This is a genomic window from Nostoc sp. C110 (assembly GCF_043099725.1).
GTDB classification, from domain to species: domain Bacteria; phylum Cyanobacteriota; class Cyanobacteriia; order Cyanobacteriales; family Nostocaceae; genus Nostoc; species Nostoc muscorum_A.
In genome coordinates, this window is sequence record NZ_CP171148.1 from 3,542,558 (window position 1) to 3,559,776 (window position 17,219).

The following is a 17,219-nucleotide window of genomic DNA, read 5'->3' on the forward strand; positions in this document are numbered from 1 at the left end:
ATTGGGCATGGCGCATTGGGCATTGGTTATTTCCCCTACTCCCCTGCTCCTCTGCCCCCCTGCTCCCTCTGCCCCCTGTCCTACTCCCTACGGCGCTTTCGGCTGTTGCTCAATCGGCTTACTTGGCGGAATCTCCTCCAGAGGAATGAGTGCTTCGATTACTGACTTAACAATTGGTGCGGCAACAGTAGAACCATAAGCACTTTCTCCTTTTGGCTCATCCACCAGTGCAAACACTACATAGCGAGGAGATTCTACTGGTAAAATAGCCACGAAGCTTGTCATTCTAGCACCCTTGATGTAACCACCATTAGGACTAGCTTTTTGGGCTGTACCAGTTTTACCAGCAATCCGATATCCGGGAATTTGTGCCGCCTTACCACTGCCTTCATTAACAACAGTTTCCATCATTTCTACGACCTTTTGAGCTGTTGCGGCTGAGAAAATTTGGCGTGATATAGTCCGAGTGGGTGAATCATGCATCTGCCCTTTGGTATCAATCAACCCGCGAACTACATGGGGTGTAACCAATTTCCCGCCATTGGCTAAAGCACCGTGCATTTGCACTAGCTGTATCGGTGTCATCGAAAAACCTTGCCCAAAGGAAGTAGTAGCTGGTTCAATTGGCGAAGCGATAAATTCTTCTTGACTTTTGAGCCGACCGCCAACTTCAAAAGGCAAATCTGTATCAACTTTTTGTCCTAGCCCCAAGCGTTCCAGCCAGTTGTAGTAGATTGAAGGCTTTAAGCGTTGGATAATTTGCACCATGCCAATGTTGCTGGAATATTGCAAAATTTGAGCGATACTGATTCGCCCATTACCATTATTCATGGCATTTTTGATGGTGTAATTAGCCACTCGAATAGAACCGGAGTCATTAAACATATCATCTGGTTTGATGACATTATTTTCCAGAGCGATCGCCACATTCAAAGGCTTAAAAGTCGATCCCGGTTCATAAAGATCCGCCACCGTCCAGTTTTTGAACAGCGAGATATTAGCTTTAGCGTATTCATTAGGGTTATAGGTAGGCTGAGAAACGAGGGCGAGTAAGGAACCATCCAACGCATCCATTACAATTACCGCCCCACGTTTAGCATCAAACTTCTCCATTTGTTGTTTGAGTGCTAGGCTAGCAATCCGTTGCAGACGGCTATCGATTGTGAGTTGCAGCCGCAAATCATCAAAATGCAGAAAACCTTCCGGTGCATGATCTGGCATCACGGCTCCATTACCAGAGCGACTGAGCCGCACCGTTTGCACAGGACGTTCTAACAACTTCTCTTGAGAATATTCCACACCTGCTTGACCACGACGGTCAACATTCACATAACCCACCACATCAGCAACCAAATCGTCTGGCGGATAATATCGGGAGTATTTTTGAATTAACTCCAAACCATTTAAACGCAAAGAAGTCACGCGATCGATAATTTCTTCCGGTAGGGCTGGGGCAAGTATAATTCCGCTTTTTTTACTTTGAAAAGTTTTCACCAATTCAGCAGTATCTTTGGCCAATATTGGGGCAAGTCGCTCTGCCATCTCTTCATTAGACTTATCAAACAGCTTGGGATGAGCGTACAAAGTATACACAGGACGGTCAATCGCCAACAGTTCACTATTGCGATCTACCACCGGGCGACGGGGCATAAAAGGTCGCAAATCCACCATTTGCTGGTTCCGCGCCTGCTCTGTTAATTTTGTCCCCTTGACAATTTGCAAGTTATACAACTTGATACCTAACCCCAATCCTGCTGCCATTAATACGCCCCAGACAACGAACAGTCGGGACTTGGTATTGGATGTTTGGTTTTGGATATTAGAGGCAAGTGTCCCCAATAACCCTCGTTTAGAACCCTTCTGCTGCTTTTTGAATCCTGGATTCCGAGACTTTCTTAATCTTGTTCTGCTTGGTAATTTTTGCATTGCCTACTCAGTACCAAATTACTTTTCGGAGTCAAAAGTCCAAACTTAAAGTTAGTTACTCCATAACTCCTGTACAGACGCGATTAATCGCGTCTCTCCTAACTCTTAATATCCAAGTGGTGATAGCGTTTGCCGTTGCGTTTCCGAACTTGGCGTTATGTTAGGCGTTATGTTATTAGATGATGCTGGCTTAGGATTATGAGGTGCTGGAGACAAGAAAATCATTCCTTGAGGGGTTGGCAATACTAGCCCTGCTGTTGATTGTTCTGCTTCCTTAGCCATTCTATTTGTCAGCGTGGCGTTGGTTGTCGTTAGTAGCCGCTCATGACGTTGGAGGTTTTGCAGTCTGCGATATGACTTACTCCAAAGCTCTTGGGAATATACTGTCCAGCCATAAACAGCAAGTGTCGATGCTACTATCAAAAATGCCAAAACTGTCGAATAACGATGAAATGTGTACAAGCGCAACAACCATAAAGGTACGGCTCCAGAATTAGGCATTGTGGGAAGTCCAAGAAAATCTACCCCTGAACTTTTCTGAGTCGCACTGGACTGCTCATTGAGATTTGGTAACTTTTGTCTACCCAACTCTTTCACCGATTTGGGCATAGCTGCCCTATTTGTGGCAGAAACCGCTAAATTTTTTGAGGAACGCTGTTGTCTTGGAGAGGATAAGGGTGTGGATTTGGTCGCTGGTGTAGCAACGCTCTGTGCTACCGACTCTATACGCGCAGAACGTCGCCTTCCTAAAGAAAACATAAAATCTCGCCAGAACCAATTACCCTTTCCAGAAACAGCAGATTTACGAGCAACTACCATAAATTTTTGAGATTGAAAATACTGTACTTTAGATTGATTTTCTTGATTGTCTGTTTTTGATAGGGTTAAGACTTACTTCTGTGCAACAAGCACACATAACAGACTACACCCTTTTAACTGTTCTGATAGATAGCTGTACCAATGTTTGCATCCTCTAGATATTGCAATGTTTGCAATCACCGATTAGCAACCAGACAGCTTACCCTTTAGAGATAGCACCTAAAGTATGGCAACGCCGGGCAGCAAGGTGCAATACTCTGTGAAAAAAATAAAATTTTTTGTTATGATAGCTCGGTTTGCTAGAAAATTTGGTAATTTCCTTTTTGCTTCGGAGTTAAGAGAAACTAATCAGATAGCTGTATGAGACATACTGCCAAAAAGAATATCCCAAAGGATTATTTTTTTTAAGTATGTAATCTCACAGCATTAAAAAAAAAGCAATAAATACGGTATCGTATTCAACAGGCGAAAAATTTTTCTAGCCACAATTGGTGAAAGAGGAGTTATGAAAACAAAAATCTTTGGTTTGGCTGTAATCTTAAGTCTAGCTACAATTCTGGGAGCCTGTGAAGGCGGTGGTGATGGTGGTACTACTCCTGGTGGTACTCCTGCTGCTACAGGTGAACCAACTGATGCGCCTCCCGCTACTAAAACCACACCTGCGGCTACACCTGCTGCTACACCTGCTGCTACTCCTAAATAAGGCATCTTAAGCTTTTAGCTTTAGTTGAAATCATGCCCAAAATAGCTTAGTAACAACGCTCGTCACCACATAGCTTGAATTAATAGGTTTATCTAGAAACCTTGATCTTTCTTTTGGTGTATCAGAGCCTAGAGTTTGCTCAAATATCAGCTAAGTAGGGCAGCAATAAAAGGACACTGGTGATGAGGATTACCTCGTCAACCAAGTGTCCGCCTGAAAATTCTCGCCTGACCGAACCTTATTCCAAGTAAAAGTGAGTTTAGTTCCGTAAATCTAAGCCATTTTGTGGGCAAAATACTTCCACAATTTAGTGTTTGGAATAGCTGAAACTCCTGAGTTTTGAGAGGACAAAAGAATTCATTGCGATCGCTGGCAATTGCTCAAGAGCATTCCCTGTAGTCTATTCTGTATTAGGACAGACCTAGTGATGTTTCTTGATATTGCCAGATTTTTATTGGGAAAATTTATAAACTTGGGAATTTGGTACTGGGAAACAGATTTTCATGCTGCGTTGTAAATGCAGTTCAGGATATGGGGAGAGTTAAAGCTATAAAGGCAGTAAAACTTCTGAGCTTGTTTGTGATTAGTGCAACTTTGGTTGTGGTAAGTGCCTATTGGTCATCATCAGCAGTCATAGCATTACCGCCACCAGAAGATACACCAGAAGAAATATTACGGACAAAGATTATCATAGAAGCGCGATCGCCAATTGATGGAAGCTCCTTAACAGCTGCCGAATACATTCAATTACAAGCACAGCTTCAAGAAGCCCCACCACCAAAACTAGACCCCAAAATTCGGGATCAGATTTTCTTGCTTCGTTTACGTAAAACCTTACTTCAGTTTTTCCCATTTTTAAATTTTTGATAAATTCCCCATTCCCTATTCCCCATTCCCCATTCCCCATTCTGATGTACGATAACGGTGGCGACAAAATTGCAAATAAATGTAAAGAATATATATAGATTTTAAAAAAGTAGATTTAGTCAATCACGTTATTTCACTTAGGTAGCTTCATGTCCATGACCACGATCGCCCCTGAGCAGGTTAACAGCATCGTTTGGAATCAGCATAACGATCCCTTTGAAATACTAGGTTCTCATCCCATAGAACAAGACGGCAAAACTGTCTGGGCTGTGCGGGCCTACTTACCAAATGCAAGTGCAGTATGGGTTGTTCTTCCTGAACAACGGAAAGAATACCCAATGCAAACAGTGCATCATCCTCACTTTTTTGAATGCACTATTGAAACTGCAGAACTGGCAAACTACCAGTTACGGATTAAAGAAGGAGAACATGAGCGTGTTACTTATGATCCTTACGCCTTCCGTTCTCCTAATTTGACAGATTTTGATTTGCATTTGTTTAGTGAAGGGAACCATCACCGGATATACGAAAAACTGGGAGCGCACACCACGGAAATAGGCGGCGTTAAGGGCGTTTATTTTGCAGTTTGGGCACCCAATGCTCGCAACGTTTCATTGTTGGGAGATTTCAACCTCTGGGATGGGCGCAAACACCAAATGCGTAAAGGGCCAACCGGGGTTTGGGAATTGTTTATTCCTGAAATCGGTGTGGGAGAGCATTACAAATATGAAATCAAAAATTTTGAAGGACACATTTACGAAAAATCCGATCCCTACGGTTTCCAGCAAGAACCCCGCCCGAAAACCGCATCCATTGTCACTGATTTAGATTCTTACAGTTGGGATGACGAAAGCTGGATGGAAAAGCGGCGACACACTGACCCCCTTACCCAGCCTGTCTCAGTTTATGAAGTGCATTTAGGGTCTTGGTTACACGCTTCGAGTGCCGAACCTGCTAAACTGCCAAATGGTGAAACTGAACCGGTAGTTATCGTTTCGGAACTTAAGCCGGGCGCACGTTTCCTTACATACCGGGAACTAGCTGACCGACTGATTCCTTATGTCAAAGAATTGGGATACACCCATATAGAAATGCTGCCCATTGCGGAGCATCCCTTTGATGGTTCTTGGGGTTATCAAGTAACTGGGTACTATGCCCCTACTTCTCGTTTTGGCACCCCCGAAGATTTCATGTATTTTGTTGACAAATGTCACCACAATGATATTGGGGTAATTGTGGATTGGGTTCCGGGTCACTTCCCCAAAGATGGACATGGTTTAGCTTTCTTTGATGGTAGTCACCTCTACGAACACGCTGACCCCCGCAAAGGTGAACACAAAGAATGGGGTACTTTGGTGTTCAATTATGGTCGCCATGAAGTTAGTAATTTTCTAGCAGCCAATGCCCTCTTCTGGTTCGACAAGTATCACATTGACGGGATTCGTGTCGATGCTGTTGCCTCGATGCTCTATAACGACTATTGCCGCAAACCAGGAGAATGGTTGCCAAACCAGTACGGCGGCAGAGAAAACCTAGAAGCAGCAGATTTTCTGCGTCAGGTTAATCACATTATCTTTAGTTATTTCCCCGGTATTCTCTCAATTGCTGAAGAATCTACTTCCTGGCCAATGGTATCTTGGCCCACCTACACAGGCGGACTGGGTTTTAACTTGAAATGGAATATGGGCTGGATGCACGATATGCTGGATTACTTCAGCATGGACCCTTGGTTCCGCCAGTTCCACCAAAACAATATCACCTTTAGTATGTGGTACAACCACAGTGAGAACTTCATGCTGGCTCTATCCCACGATGAAGTGGTGCATGGCAAGAGCAATATCATCGGTAAAATGCCGGGGGATACATGGCAGAAGTTAGCTAATATTCGTTGTTTATTTAGCTATATGTTTGCTCACCCAGGTAAGAAAACCATGTTTATGAGCATGGAGTTTGGGCAGTGGAGTGAGTGGAATGCTTGGGCAGATTTGGAGTGGCATTTATTGCAGCATGAAGCCCACCAACAGTTAAAAACGTTTTTCCAGGAATTGAACCATCTCTACCGTTCTGAGCCTGTTTTGTATACCCAGGATTTTGCTGAACCGGGGTTTGAATGGATTGACTGTAGTGATAATCGCCATAGTGTAGTTTCCTTCATCCGTCGTGACAAGGATTCTGATGATTTTGCGATCGTGGTTTGCAATTTTACACCGCAACCCCATTCTCACTACCGCATCGGTGTACCGCAAAAGGGATTTTATACTGAGTTGTTCAATAGTGATGCACGTCAGTATGGCGGCAGCAATATGGGCAACTTAGGCGGTAAGTGGACAGATGATTGGTCTTTGCACAGTCGTCCCTATTCGCTAGATTTGTGTTTGCCACCTTTGGGTGTGTTGATTCTCAAGTTGGATAAGAAGAAGACTGCTGAGTTAATGGGATAACAATTTTGGGTGGGCGATGCCCACCCAATCATAAAATTTTTGCCATTTTCTCATTCCCTGCCTGACAAACAGAGAATGAGAGAAAACTAACTTGCGGCTATATTGCCCCAACCTATGTAGGGTAATTTTGCAGCTGTTGTCCGAACTTGGCTAGCATTCGCCACCAACTGACCGCAAGCATCCCAAGTCCCAGAAATAAATGTGCTTCTTGTACCTTCACCGATCGCAACTGGGGCAGTATAATCATCAATTTGCACTTGCAAAGTTTCCAGATTTACTGTCACGGCGGCTTGAGGATTGGCAGCTACTAACTCTTGCAGTTGTTTAACAGTAGCAGCGTCGGCTGTCAGACAAGGTATACCCATTGCCACACAGTTACCGAAAAAGATTTCTGCGAAGCTTTCACCTATTAAAGCTTGGATTCCCCATTTTGCGATCGCTTGGGGTGCGTGTTCCCGTGATGAACCACAGCCAAAGTTACGGTTGACTATTAAAATATTCGCGCCTTGATATTGCGGTTGGTCAAAGGGATGTTCACCTTTAAGTGCTGTCCGGTCATCAATAAACGCACCTTCGCCTAACCCATCAAAGGTAACGGCTTTTAAATATCGCGCGGGAATAATGCGATCGGTATCTATATCATTGCCCACCAAAGGTATACCGCGCCCTGAAACTGTTTTAACTTCACTCACCATAAACTTTATTTACCTATCATTTCAATGACAGCCTATTAATTTCTACAAATGACAAATGACCAATGACCAATGACAAATGACCAAAAAATTACAGCAACTCGCGCACATCAGAGACTTCGCCTTTAATTGCAGCAGTAGCAACCATCGCCGGACTCATTAACAATGTCCGACCGGAGGATGAACCCTGCCTTCCTTTAAAGTTGCGATTAGATGAGGAGGCACTGATTTGTCTTCCTTGTAGCTTATCGGGGTTCATGGCTAGGCACATAGAACATCCCGGTTCACGCCATTCAAATCCAGCTTCTTGAAAGATTTTATCCAGTCCTTCAGTTTCCGCCTCTTGCTTCACCCTTTCAGAACCGGGGACAACAAAGGCTTTGATTCCCTCGGCAACATGGCGACCTTTGGCGATTTTCGCCGCTTCCCGTAAATCACTAATTCTGCCGTTGGTGCAACTACCAATAAAGCAGACATCTATTTTAGTGCCCTTGATGGGTTGACCAGGATATAAATCCATGTAGCGGTAAGCTTCTTCGGCAATAAATCGGTCTTCTTCAAGCAGTTCTTCTGGTTGAGGCACTAACTGGTTGACACCGATACCTTGACCAGGAGTAATCCCCCAGGTGACAGTAGGAGAAATTTCCGCAGCGTCAAATACCACTACATCATCGTACTGGGCATCAGCATCGCTCTTGATGGAATCCCACCAAGCCACTGCTTTATCCCAATCTGCATCTTTGGGCGCAAAATCTCTGCCTTTGAGGTAATCGTAGGTGACTTGATCGGGATTGACATAGCCGCATCTAGCACCGCCTTCGATCGCCATATTGCAGACAGTCATCCTCTCTTCCATATTCATTTGTTCAAATGTCGTACCTGCAAATTCGTAGCCATAACCCACACCACCTTTAACGCCAAGGGTGCGGATGATATGCAGGATGACATCTTTGGCGTAAACTCCTGGGTTCAGGTTGCCGTTAACTTCAATTTTGCGGACTTTTAGTTTTGAGAGGGCGAGGGTTTGGGAAGCGAGAACATCCCGGACTTGACTAGTACCAATGCCAAATGCGATCGCACCAAATGCCCCATGACTCGAAGTGTGGCTATCTCCACAAGCGATCGTCATTCCTGGTTGAGTCAGTCCCAGTTCTGGAGCGATGACATGAACTATACCCTGACTACCAGAACCGATGTTGTAAAAAGTTATGTTATTTTCTTGGCAGTTATTTTCGAGCGCCTGAATCATCTCTTCTGCCAAACTATCAACAAAAGGACGCGCCTGATTTTCTGTCGGCACAATATGATCAACTGTGGCAACAGTCCGCTCTGGAAACAGTACTTTTAGACCCCTCTCGCGTAACATAGCAAAGGCCTGGGGACTGGTGACTTCATGAATTAGGTGAAGCCCGATAAATAGTTGCGTCAGCCCAGAGGGAAGTGTACCAACGGTGTGTAAGTCCCAAACTTTATCAAACAGGGTACCTTTGCTCATACGTAAATTAATATTTCAAGAGTCCGGTCTTAAATAGTATCAAAAAATAGTCTAAGTTTTTCTAGATTGCTTCATAATATTAGTTACATTTTTGTACTCTTATTCCTCTGTGTCGCGCCAGATACGACAACGGGAAGGCAGTCCGTTTCCTTTGGGTAGGCAATGTCCAACTTGTTCGACGCTATGCTTTTGGTCTTCCGTAACTCATCCATAAGTCCTAACTAATATTTAAAGCCTCCATCCCGAAGAGATGCGATGTTACGGGTATCCTGGTGATGCCCAGTGTGGAATGCTGGTAATAAAGTTGCTAAAACTACGCTTGTAGTAGAAATTGCCTGATTTTGCTCCTTTACATTACTTTAGAGACAGTCTTTGAAAACTCAGCTTAATTCTTCTAGTAGAGGAGAGAGCTAATTAAAAAGCCATATACTGCAATAACCAAGCAATAGTTTGATCGGCTCCTAATTAAAGACCTATTAGGAGCTTTTTTTAATTGATATTTTTTAAGTGATTATCTACCTGTTGGGGCGGTATATAGAAATAAAGCGTAGTTGCGATTAAACTATTCCTTATGGATATTAATGATTGATTCTGATGGTAGATGGATTCAAAAGAGCAAGATTGATAATATGTATTCGTTGAGTAAAAAAACCTTTACCGAATTAATAACAATGAATATTCTTGCTTGGATTGTTTTAGGTCTAATTGCTGGTGCGATCGCTAAAGCTATCTACCCCGGTCATCAAGGTGGCGGTATTCTAGGAACAATCTTATTAGGAATTATCGGCGCTTTTGTTGGTGGTAGTCTTGGAGTGTTTTTCAGTACAGGGACGTTAAGTTTAGCAGCACCGACTCTCAGCATTCCTGGTATTGCAGTAGCAGTTCTTGGTGCAATTGTTGCAGTATTCCTGTGGAATTTATTAACAAATCGCAGCGCGGTATAAAAGCATAATTGCTGACAATAACTGAAGGTAATTTAGCAAATTTATTTAACTATCGTGAATTAAATCAAAAAAATAGCGCTAGCCGAATTACAGGCTGGTGCTATTTTTTGGCTTTTGATCAATCAAAAGTTGTAGCAATTTAATGGTGTGCGATCGCTGTTAGCATCGCATATTAGAGACTTGCCATTCAAAAAAATATGCTGTTTTGCAGGCGAACCAGTGCATTACGGTGAAGCAATCCGCAGAAGAGGCAGTTTTCGTCCATGAGAAACTGCTGTAACTGAACCGTATTGAGTTATAGATATCTTCTCTGAGGCGTTACGCAAATACTGACCTATGCCTAATCTAGGATAAGTAGTATTTTTGACAAAAATTGGTTAGTAAATTGATTTTTGATTTAAATAAGTATAAATACGTTCAAATCTACAGATTTCATGAAATTTTCAATAAGTTGCACTGGTCACTACACACAAAACGATGATGTTTCGTTAAGCTGTAAGCGCTATGATTAGAGTTTATTGAACGTCTTATGCACTGGTTATTATCTGGGCCGTTGAGTAGAGAAGAATTGACGGTTAAGATTGTAGGGTTGCCTGCATCATTACAAGGTAAGAAGCTGGTGCAGTTGTCAGATTTTCACTACGATGGTTTGCGGCTGTCGGAAGAGATGCTAGAAAAAGCGATCGCAGTTACTAATGAAGCTAAACCAGATTTAATTTTATTGACTGGTGACTACATAACTGACGATCCGACACCGGTTCACCAACTGATACTTAGACTCAAACATCTGCAAAGTCACAGTGGTATCTATGCTATTCTTGGCAATCACGATATACATTACAAAAACGCAAAAACAGAAGTTACCGATGCCTTTACTAGCATTGGAATCCACGTCCTTTGGAACGAAATAGCCTATCCACTAGGACAAGAATTACCATTGGTAGGACTAGCTGATTATTGGTCACGGGAATTCTACCCTGCACCTGTGATGAATCAACTAAATCCCGACACACCCCGCATCGTTTTATCCCACAACCCAGATACTGCGGAGATACTGCAAGCATGGCGAGTTGACTTACAATTATCTGGTCATACTCACGGTGGTCAAATCGTGATTCCCGGAATTGGCCCTGCAATGTTTTTTTACGAAAAGCTTGCAAAAAAAATACCTAAAAAAGTGCAGCGTCGATTTCCATTGTTGCAAGAAAATGTTTCTGTAGTCAGACATTGGGAATGGGCACAGGGTTTCCATCAGCTGGGAAAAAATCAGCTATATGTCAATCGTGGTTTGGGAACTTACCTCCCAGGACGCTTATTTTGCCGCCCAGAAGTTACTATAATCACGCTACAGGGTGAGTAAGTAATCCAAATTTCTAAATTCCACAACGGAATCACAGCAGGTATTCTGGCTAATCAGTACCTGTAAATTCGAGTGAGTCCTGCTTAGTTTAGTCTCAGGATTTAAATCAATTCGTTAATTTCATCTTGAGTATGTGACATAAATTATTGCAGTTTCTCAAGTTACATTTTGATATTTGGTAAGCTGTAAGCGCTGGTATGAGGAGTATCGGTTGCCTTATGCATTGGTTGTTTACGGGACATTTAAGAGTAGATAAAATCACGGTTAAGATTGCGGAACTTCCAGCATCTTTACAAGGTACAACGCTAGTCCAGTTGTCAGATTTTCACTACGATGGTTTGCGCTTGTCGGAAGATATGTTAGAAAAAGCGATCGCACTTACTAACGAAGCTGAACCGGATTTGATTCTATTAACTGGTGACTATGTAACTGATGATCCGACACCGATTCACCAATTGGTGCATCGACTCAAACATTTGCAAAGTCGCTGTGGTATCTACGCTGTACTGGGTAATCATGATATCTACTACAGTCATTCAAAAGCAGAAGTTACACAGGCGTTAACTAGCATTGGGGTGCATGTGCTTTGGAATGAAATCGCCTATCCACTAGGAAAAGAATTACCATTTGTAGGACTAGCTGATTATTGGTCGCGGGAATTCTACCCTGCACCTGTGATGAATCAACTAGATTCTGTTACACCCCGCATCGTTTTATCCCATAATCCAGATACAGCCAAGATACTGCAACAATGGCGTGTAGATTTGCAACTATCGGGTCATACCCACGGTGGTCACATCGTAATCCCTGGCATTGGCCCTTTAGTATTCCATTATAAAAAGCTACTCAAAAAAATTCCCAAAAAATTAAGGTGTTGGGTAACATTTTTACTAGGAGACTGTTCTAAAGTCGTGCGATATTGGGAGTGGGCGCAAGGGTTTCACAAGGTGCAAGAAAATCAACTATATGTCAACCGGGGTTTAGGAACTTATAAACCAGGACGTTTATTTTGTCCGCCAGAAGTGACTGTAATTACGTTAGTTAGTCATTAGTCATTGGTCATTGGTCATTGGTCATTGGTCTAAATAACCCTCTCCTAAAAAAAGAGATAAATGACAAAGGACAAAAATGCATAACACTCAAAGCAGAAACCGCCGGAAGCTACGATGGATAAATATCAGCAGCTTGGGGCGGTTTCTTGAAGATTAGAGAATTCAGAAGTAAGTAACTCAACTAAGGTGGACACTATTTGCGATCGCTATACTCAGAATTGCACATCCTAACATTCTAACTAGGCAGGCATTTTCTGGCAGTGCGTTTTCAAACCTCCAAAAGAACTCATTGAACTTAAACCAAAACACATTCAATGGATGTTACAACTTCAGAGCGATCGCAAGAACATTAGAGCAGGAGGTACAGGCTCTAACTTGAAAGTTTTTCTTAACTTTTAACCTGTTTGTACCCTGCTCTTAATCTAGCATCGTGTTTGTTTAGCTACAAGATACGTTTACTAAACTTGAACACCATTAATTTATCGCAACAATTCCGAAATCTTTCTTAAAAATATTCCCACTTGATGAGATGTTGGCGTTAATGCCAGCATTATCAAGTGGGCTAGAAGTTCAGAAGCCGTTATTGAGCAGAACCGCCTGTTGTAGCATCATTTGTGGTAGAAGAACCATTATTAGATGTACTGTTTGACTGGTCTACTCCTTGAGGTGAAGTGGTTTTAGGGGTATCAACTTTTGTACCTGGAGTAGCGGTATTAGTAGAAGTACCACCCTCATTCTGCGAAGTAGGAGTATTAGTAGTTGGACTCGTCGCCGGACTTTGTGTTGCTTTCGGAGCTGGCTGAGTTACAGAAGGTGCTTTTTCTGCCGCAGACTGTTGGGGTGGAATAGTAATGTTAATATCCGGTTGGCGAGGTGCAGATTGAGGTGTAACCTGCTGTTGTGGAACAGGGACAGGAACAGGTACTTCTCTAATTCTTTCGATTATCTTCGTTTGTGGTTGAGGAGTTGAACTACTATTACTCGGTACAGGAACCACGACCGGTACAGTAGTGTCAACCGCAGCGTTATTACGTTGGTTGAAGTACCACACCCCACCTATAATCAAACTGACTACAGAAGTAACAATAATACCCAACAGCAAACCACGGCTAGCATTTTCATTGTCACGCTCGGCTAAATCGGTTTGCTGGTAGCTACGCTCGGTATTTCGACCTTGTACGTAACCGTTAGTGTAAGAGTTGGGATTAGGTGTACTGTTCTTGACTGTTTCTGTAGTTCGCGTCAAGTCAGTGTGAATATTACCATTAGTATCAGTGTAAGATTCTTGCTTAATTTCACTGTTTTTGCTTTCGCGTTCATTGGGAATAGACATAACTATTGATTTCACTCCTCGATATGATATTGACAAACTAAAACGTTGTAAGAGAAAGAGGTTTTAATGAGTTTAAAAATCTATGTTGCTGATAAATATTGAGTTTTATTTATTACCCAACTGTTGGTTAATGCCAGAATAACCTCTGAGATCGGACAAGTGGCTCTATCTATAGGAAGTTAATACTTAATCTAGAGAAAGAGCATCCCAAAGATGGATGTTATTAAACTGTCAGGTGATGGATTGATAAAAATCTAGTAAATTACTGAAATCATCTAAATTTTTAATTTGTATTTAGATATCGCATCGCCAAAGCTTAATTGTCATATCTCGACTACCACTAGCTAGGGTTTTGCTATCGGGACTGAAAGCGACGGAGTTAACCCAATCCGAATGGTTATTCAAAGTGTAAAGTTCTTGTCCCGTGTTAACATCCCATAGCTTTACACTGTGATCTGCACTACCACTAGCAAGATACTGACCATCGGGACTAAAAGCGATCGCACAAACATAGCTGCGATGTCCGGCAAGAGTGTTAATTACCTTACCTGTATTGATATTCCATAACTTGATAGTTTGGTCATAACTGCTACTAGCTAAAATTTTTCCATCAGGGCTAATGGCGACACACATCACCCAGCCTGAATGCCCGTTGAGAGTTTGCAGCAGTTTGTTACTCTTCAAATTCCATAGCTTAATGGTATTATCCGCACTGCCACTTACAAAAATCTGTTGTTTTGGGCAAATAGCAAGGGAGTAAACTAAGCCAGAATGACCTTTGAGGACTTGCAGTAATTGTCCCATCTCTATATGGGAAACCTTAATAGTAGTATCTGTACCGCCACTCAGGATAGTTTGACCATCTGGACTAATGATTACAGAAAAAACTGGGGTTGAATGTACTTTGAGTGTCTTAAGTAATTTACCTGTAGACACTTGCCAAATCATTATGCTGCTATCATCACTGCCACTAACCAGAGTTTGACTATCTGGGCTAAAGGCTAGGCATCTTAAACATTTTGTATGATTAGTGAGAGTATGTAGTAATTTTCCTGTGTCGAGATGCCAAATCTTGATAGTATTATCACTACTTCCACTAGCTAAAGTTTTACCATCTGGACTGATTGCAGTTGTAAAAACCCAGTTGAGATGAGTCAGAGTGTGTACACATTTCCACGGTGAAGGTTGAGACTGTGATTTAGGTGGTGGCGGCGGCGACGATGTTCGTTTGGGTGGCGCTTTTTTCTGTTTTAATTCCAGTTCTCTGGCATTTTTCAAATCTGACTTGGCTCTATTTTCATATCCTAATTTCGAGCAAGCAAGCCCTCGGTATTTGTAAGCTTCAAAGTAGTTAGGGTTGAGACGAATCGCTTGGGTAAAGTCTTCAATTGCTTCAGTATATTTTCCTTTTTGAGCTTTCTCCATCCCCAGTTTGTAGAAACTTTCAGCATTAGATGGAGTGAAATCAATTTTGATAGAAGTGGAAGCAGATTGATTTGTCTCATCCGGCTGATAAGACTTTAACCTTGCATAGGCTTGATTGATTTCTTTAATTTTTTCTTCCGCTTCTAACTTTTGCAGCGGTTCAATAAAACAATCTGGATGCCAAGTTTTAGCCATCTGACGGTAAGCTTGCTTGACCTCATCAACAGATGCACCTGGTTTCAACCCAAGGATATTGTAAACATGATTTATATCGAAGCGATCGCTCATACTAGAAAATCAGCAGCAAATCTCAATATACTTAGTATTCCCAAGCATAAGTATTAACTAACTCAAAGTATGGTATCGCCATTCAAAGCATCTTAAAATATAGCGCTTCTCATCTCCAGCGCCGATTTAGCCGCAATATCTTTTTAATCCCCTGACAAAATCTTTCTAACAGAGGTCTAGGTTTGGATACATATCTAGGCGATCGCACTCTCCTTGTAGCACCAGGATTTTTTAACTCTTGTTCTATTTGTGCAGCTTTATTTAAATCGGAAGCGGCTCTATATTCGTATCCCAGTTGTGAGCAAACTAGCCCACGATATTTATACGCTTCTATATAGCGAGGATTGAGATGAATTGCATGGGTAAAATCTGCGATCGCATCCTCATATCTTCCTACCGTGGCATTCTCTACGCCTAAAGTATAGAAAGCTTCTGCATCCCAACGATTGACAGATATTTTTGTGGGATTTTTAGGCGAAGATGAAGAGGGATTTTCTGAAATGGGAGGCTCGGATGGACTTTCTGATTTGAGCTTGTTGTAAGCTACGTTAATTAATTTGATTTTTTCCTCAGCTTCCTGTTTTTGCTTTGGATCAAAAAAGCGATCGGGATGCCAAATTTTTACCAGTTTACGGTAAGTTCGCTTCACCTGTGCTTGAGACGCACCGGGTTCTAGCCCAAGAATTTCATAAGCATCATTGATATCGAAGCGTAGACGTTTCGGCTTGTCGTTAGACATCGCGCATACTGAAAAAATCGGCAACTATATACTATGTTAACTATTCCCCTCAATTTCCTCCAATCAACCCAAACGCCCCATTCTGGTTATCACTGGGATGGCGGTAGTCGCCGCTTCTTTGAAGGCTGGTATTACCGCATCACTTTACCGGAAATTGGGCAAACATTCGCCTTTATGTACTCCATCGAAGACCCCATCGGCGGGAAACCCCACAGTGGCGGTGCAGCCCAAGTTCTCGGCCCTGATGATGAGTATTTATGTCGTACTTTTCCTGATGTCAAGAAATTTTGGGGGAGTCGGGATGTTCTGGGTTTAGGTCATTGGGGTAAAACAGATTTACAAATTACTCCTCTATACCTTTTACCAGCAGAGTTTGAGCATCATGTTCAAGAGGGATATCAAGCCACAGCTACCTTAAATCAGGGAATAATTCGCGAACCTGCCACCAATAATTATTGCCGTTGGGAGTATGAAATTCAACCAGTATACGGTTGGGGTAATAAAAATAGCATTCAGCAATCAACCGCAGGCTGGCTCTCATTCTCGCAGATTTTTGAACCCGGATGGCAGATTTTGATGGCTCACGGTTTAGCCAGTGGAAAGATTGATTGGAATGGTAAAATTTACGAATTCACCAACGCCCCAGCTTATGGAGAGAAAAATTGGGGTGGTGCTTTTCCTCAAAAATGGTTTTGGATAAATTGTAATTGCTTTGAAGGCGAACCCGACTTAGCATTAACTGCTGGCGGTGGACGGCGAGGTGTGCTGTGGTGGATGGAATCTGTAGCGATGATTGGGTTGCACTATCAAGGCAAGTTTTATGAATTCGTTCCCTGGAATTCACAAGTAGACTGGGAAATTCAGCCTTGGGGTACATGGCAAATGAAAGCTACAAATTCTAACTATGAAATTGAATTGACAGGAACCACAGATTTAGCCGGTACACCTCTGCGTGCGCCCACAGAGGATGGTTTAAGATACTGTTGCCGAGACACCATGCAAGGAAAGTTAAATTTAGAGTTACGAGAATTAAATGGGAGAAAATCTAAAATAATCCTAAAAGCAGAAAGTTTTCTTTGTGGTTTAGAAGTAGGGGGCGGCTCTTGGGATAATGTTTGGCAGTCTCGGTAAAAGT

The 17,219-nt window shown here is 42.4% G+C and carries 14 protein-coding genes; 7 read left to right on the forward strand and 7 right to left on the reverse strand.

Annotated features, from left to right (window positions below; all coding sequences use genetic code 11):
• Window positions 1–87: 87 nt before the first annotated feature.
• Together ACFFRD_RS20705 and ACFFRD_RS20710 are read right to left on the reverse strand one after the other, a co-directional pair.
• Window positions 88–1,926 carry a peptidoglycan D,D-transpeptidase FtsI family protein gene (locus ACFFRD_RS20705; RefSeq protein WP_392483003.1) on the reverse strand — a complete coding sequence of 613 codons (1,839 nt, stop codon included), beginning with the start codon at window positions 1,924–1,926 and terminating at the stop codon, window positions 88–90.
• Between the two features lie 105 nt (window positions 1,927–2,031).
• The gene (locus ACFFRD_RS20710; RefSeq protein WP_392483004.1) at window positions 2,032–2,745 is read right to left on the reverse strand and encodes a hypothetical protein; all 714 of its coding nucleotides are present in this window, start codon (window positions 2,743–2,745) and stop codon (window positions 2,032–2,034) included.
• A 505-nt stretch (window positions 2,746–3,250) separates the two neighbouring features.
• Between ACFFRD_RS20710 and ACFFRD_RS20715 the strand changes: the two genes are divergently transcribed.
• The 3 genes from ACFFRD_RS20715 to glgB all read left to right on the forward strand — a co-directional run bounded on the left by ACFFRD_RS20715 (window position 3,251) and on the right by glgB (window position 6,756).
• Window positions 3,251–3,448 (forward strand): hypothetical protein, encoded by a 198-nt coding sequence (locus ACFFRD_RS20715; protein ID WP_392483005.1) that lies wholly within the window; start codon window positions 3,251–3,253, stop codon window positions 3,446–3,448.
• A 531-nt stretch (window positions 3,449–3,979) separates the two neighbouring features.
• Window positions 3,980–4,315: a hypothetical protein gene (locus ACFFRD_RS20720; RefSeq protein ID WP_392483006.1), complete on the forward strand. Its 336-nt coding sequence runs from the start codon at window positions 3,980–3,982 to the stop codon at window positions 4,313–4,315.
• 149 nt (window positions 4,316–4,464) lie between these two features.
• Window positions 4,465–6,756 (forward strand): 1,4-alpha-glucan branching enzyme, encoded by a 2,292-nt coding sequence (glgB, locus tag ACFFRD_RS20725; protein ID WP_392483007.1) that lies wholly within the window; start codon window positions 4,465–4,467, stop codon window positions 6,754–6,756.
• 86 nt (window positions 6,757–6,842) lie between these two features.
• Here the strand turns inward: glgB and leuD are convergent, their stop codons facing one another.
• Window positions 6,843–7,451 carry a 3-isopropylmalate dehydratase small subunit gene (gene leuD / locus ACFFRD_RS20730; protein WP_392483008.1) on the reverse strand — a complete coding sequence of 203 codons (609 nt, stop codon included), beginning with the start codon at window positions 7,449–7,451 and terminating at the stop codon, window positions 6,843–6,845.
• An 88-nt stretch (window positions 7,452–7,539) separates the two neighbouring features.
• On the reverse strand, window positions 7,540–8,943 hold the full coding sequence (gene leuC / locus ACFFRD_RS20735; protein ID WP_335042001.1) for a 3-isopropylmalate dehydratase large subunit: 1,404 nt from the start codon (window positions 8,941–8,943) through the stop codon (window positions 7,540–7,542).
• 671 nt (window positions 8,944–9,614) lie between these two features.
• Here leuC and ACFFRD_RS20740 point away from each other — a divergent pair.
• The 3 genes from ACFFRD_RS20740 (at window position 9,615) to ACFFRD_RS20750 (ending at window position 12,299) form a co-directional block, all read left to right on the forward strand.
• The gene (locus ACFFRD_RS20740; protein WP_012406985.1) at window positions 9,615–9,887 is read left to right on the forward strand and encodes a GlsB/YeaQ/YmgE family stress response membrane protein; all 273 of its coding nucleotides are present in this window, start codon (window positions 9,615–9,617) and stop codon (window positions 9,885–9,887) included.
• A gap of 529 nt (window positions 9,888–10,416) precedes the next feature.
• A complete protein-coding gene (locus tag ACFFRD_RS20745; protein ID WP_114080178.1) occupies window positions 10,417–11,247 on the forward strand; it encodes a metallophosphoesterase in 831 nt (276 codons plus the stop codon).
• A 218-nt stretch (window positions 11,248–11,465) separates the two neighbouring features.
• Complete coding sequence (locus tag ACFFRD_RS20750) at window positions 11,466–12,299, forward strand: metallophosphoesterase (RefSeq protein WP_174709181.1); 834 nt, start codon at window positions 11,466–11,468, stop codon at window positions 12,297–12,299.
• A 580-nt stretch (window positions 12,300–12,879) separates the two neighbouring features.
• On the opposite strand, the gene ACFFRD_RS20755 is transcribed toward ACFFRD_RS20750, so the two are convergent.
• From ACFFRD_RS20755 to ACFFRD_RS20765, 3 genes are all read right to left on the reverse strand, one after another.
• Entirely contained in the window at window positions 12,880–13,632 is a 753-nt protein-coding gene (locus tag ACFFRD_RS20755; RefSeq protein WP_392483009.1) for a hypothetical protein, read from the reverse strand.
• A gap of 294 nt (window positions 13,633–13,926) precedes the next feature.
• Complete coding sequence (locus tag ACFFRD_RS20760) at window positions 13,927–15,345, reverse strand: DnaJ domain-containing protein (RefSeq protein WP_392483010.1); 1,419 nt, start codon at window positions 15,343–15,345, stop codon at window positions 13,927–13,929.
• Between the two features lie 109 nt (window positions 15,346–15,454).
• Window positions 15,455–16,084 (reverse strand): DnaJ domain-containing protein, encoded by a 630-nt coding sequence (locus tag ACFFRD_RS20765; protein WP_392483011.1) that lies wholly within the window; start codon window positions 16,082–16,084, stop codon window positions 15,455–15,457.
• Between the two features lie 33 nt (window positions 16,085–16,117).
• Here ACFFRD_RS20765 and ACFFRD_RS20770 point away from each other — a divergent pair, with 33 nt between their 5' ends.
• The gene (locus ACFFRD_RS20770) at window positions 16,118–17,215 is read left to right on the forward strand and encodes a tocopherol cyclase family protein (protein WP_392483012.1); all 1,098 of its coding nucleotides are present in this window, start codon (window positions 16,118–16,120) and stop codon (window positions 17,213–17,215) included.
• The last annotated feature ends 4 nt before the right edge of the window (window positions 17,216–17,219 follow it).

Excerpts from the sequence above, each read along its gene's own strand:
- ACFFRD_RS20770 (WP_392483012.1), top strand. The coding sequence starts at position 16,118 with ATGTTAACTATTCCCCTCAATTTCCTCCAATCAACCCAAACGCCCCAT.
- ACFFRD_RS20715 (WP_392483005.1), top strand. The coding sequence starts at position 3,251 with ATGAAAACAAAAATCTTTGGTTTGGCTGTAATCTTAAGTCTAGCTACA.
- ACFFRD_RS20705 (WP_392483003.1), bottom strand. The coding sequence starts at position 1,926 with ATGCAAAAATTACCAAGCAGAACAAGATTAAGAAAGTCTCGGAATCCA.
- ACFFRD_RS20750 (WP_174709181.1), top strand. The coding sequence starts at position 11,466 with ATGCATTGGTTGTTTACGGGACATTTAAGAGTAGATAAAATCACGGTT.
- ACFFRD_RS20740 (WP_012406985.1), top strand. The coding sequence starts at position 9,615 with ATGAATATTCTTGCTTGGATTGTTTTAGGTCTAATTGCTGGTGCGATC.
- glgB (WP_392483007.1), top strand. The coding sequence starts at position 4,465 with ATGTCCATGACCACGATCGCCCCTGAGCAGGTTAACAGCATCGTTTGG.
- ACFFRD_RS20760 (WP_392483010.1), bottom strand. The coding sequence starts at position 15,345 with ATGAGCGATCGCTTCGATATAAATCATGTTTACAATATCCTTGGGTTG.
- ACFFRD_RS20720 (WP_392483006.1), top strand. The coding sequence starts at position 3,980 with ATGGGGAGAGTTAAAGCTATAAAGGCAGTAAAACTTCTGAGCTTGTTT.
- ACFFRD_RS20765 (WP_392483011.1), bottom strand. The coding sequence starts at position 16,084 with ATGTCTAACGACAAGCCGAAACGTCTACGCTTCGATATCAATGATGCT.
- leuD (WP_392483008.1), bottom strand. The coding sequence starts at position 7,451 with ATGGTGAGTGAAGTTAAAACAGTTTCAGGGCGCGGTATACCTTTGGTG.
- ACFFRD_RS20710 (WP_392483004.1), bottom strand. The coding sequence starts at position 2,745 with ATGGTAGTTGCTCGTAAATCTGCTGTTTCTGGAAAGGGTAATTGGTTC.
- ACFFRD_RS20745 (WP_114080178.1), top strand. The coding sequence starts at position 10,417 with ATGCACTGGTTATTATCTGGGCCGTTGAGTAGAGAAGAATTGACGGTT.
- ACFFRD_RS20755 (WP_392483009.1), bottom strand. The coding sequence starts at position 13,632 with ATGTCTATTCCCAATGAACGCGAAAGCAAAAACAGTGAAATTAAGCAA.
- leuC (WP_335042001.1), bottom strand. The coding sequence starts at position 8,943 with ATGAGCAAAGGTACCCTGTTTGATAAAGTTTGGGACTTACACACCGTT.